The sequence below is a fragment of the Nonomuraea sp. LPB2021202275-12-8 genome, from assembly GCF_037044575.1.
Lineage (GTDB): Bacteria > Actinomycetota > Actinomycetes > Streptosporangiales > Streptosporangiaceae > Nonomuraea.
In genome coordinates this window covers 1-1,512 of sequence record NZ_JBAHWD010000114.1, presented here as the reverse complement: position 1 = coordinate 1,512, position 1,512 = coordinate 1, and the positions used below count along the sequence as shown (strand labels likewise).

Annotated in this window: 1 protein-coding gene; it reads left to right on the top strand. The window is 69.2% G+C overall.

Going from position 1 to position 1,512, the window contains the following annotated elements; all coding sequences use genetic code 11:
* Positions 1-263 precede the first annotated feature (263 nt).
* Positions 264-1,484 (top strand): IS110 family transposase, encoded by a 1,221-nt coding sequence (locus tag V5E28_RS48940; protein ID WP_336217180.1) that lies wholly within the window; start codon positions 264-266, stop codon positions 1,482-1,484.
* The last annotated feature ends 28 nt before the right edge of the window (positions 1,485-1,512 follow it).

The window sequence follows — 1,512 nt, the reverse complement described above, 5'->3', positions numbered from 1 at the left end:
TCGGCTAATGGGAGTTACCGGGTCGGCTGATCGGGCAGACTCGGTGCCTGGTAGCCGCTGGTGGGTGAGCACTTTCTTCGGCTGGACCGATCGTGGAGTCCTGAGGTCAGACCGTGCCCTCACCGGTGGTCAGGAGTCTTGATCACTGATGGGATGTCGTGCCCGCCCCCTTTTTGAGTGAGGGGGCGTGAGTACTGGTCCATTAGCACGCCGACCGGCTCCTGCGGGCTGCTTGATCGTGTCGTCGAAGGTTGGGGGATCGGGTGCTGTTCGTCGGTGATGACTGGGCCGAGGACCATCACGATGTGGAGGTGCAGGACGAGCAGGGCCGGGCGGTCAAGCGGGCCCGGCTGCCCGAGGGTGCGGCCGGGATGGCCCGCTTCCACGAGCTGGTCGCCTCGTTCCTGCCCGAGGACGCCGAGTCGGCCGAGGTGCTGGTGTGCATCGAGACCGACCGAGGGCCGTGGGTGCGGGCGCTGACCGCGGCCGGCTACCGGGTGTTCGGGGTGAACCCCAAGCAGGCCGCCCGGCACCGCGAGGTGATGGGCAACTCCGGGGCCAAGAGCGACAAGGCCGACGCGCACGCGCTGGCCGACATGGTCCGCACCCGCCGTCACCAGCTGCGCGAGATCGCCGCGGACTCCGATGAGGCCGAGGCGGTCAAGGTCGTCGCCCGCGCGCATCAGACGATGATCTGGGAGCGGACCCGGCACATGCTGCGGCTGCGTTCGGCGCTGCGCGACTACTTCCCCGCCGCGCTCGCGGCCTGCGGGCCCCTGGGCCTCACCAGCACCGCCGCGCTCGCCTTACTGGCCAAGGCCCCCACCCCGCAGGCGGCGGCGAGGCTGACCGTCGCCCAGATCACCGCGACGCTCAAGGGCTACCGCGACAAGCCTGCCAGGGCCGCCGCGATTCAGGCCGAACTGCGCGCCGAGCACCTCGGGCAAAGCGACCTGGTGGCTTCGGCCTACGCGGCCACCGTGTCGGCGACCGTCGCGGTCCTGCAGACCCTCAACACCCAGATCAGCACCCTCGAAGGTCAGGTCGAGGCCCATTTTGGCCGGCACCCGGACGCTGAGATCCTCCTCAGCCAGCCCGGCATCGGCGCCATCCTCGGCGCCCGGGTGCTCGCAGAGTTCGGTGACGCGAAAGGCCGCTACGCCAGTGCCAAGGCGCGCAAGAACTACGCCGGGACCTCGCCGATCACCCGGCAATCGGGCAAGTCCAAGACCGTGCACGCCCGGTTCATCCACAACGACCGGCTCATCGACGCCCTGCACCTGCAGGCCGGCGCCGCCATCCTGCACGACCCGGCCGTCCGCGCCTACTACGACCAGCTCAAAGCTCGCGACGTCAGCCACAACGCCGCCCTGCGCCAGGTCGGCAACCGCCTGGTCGGCATCCTCCACGGATGCCTCAAAACCCACACTCCCTACGACCCGGCAACCGCCTGGTCACACCGACTAAACGATCTCGCTGCTTGACATTCCGACTCCAGGGATGTCTGACCTC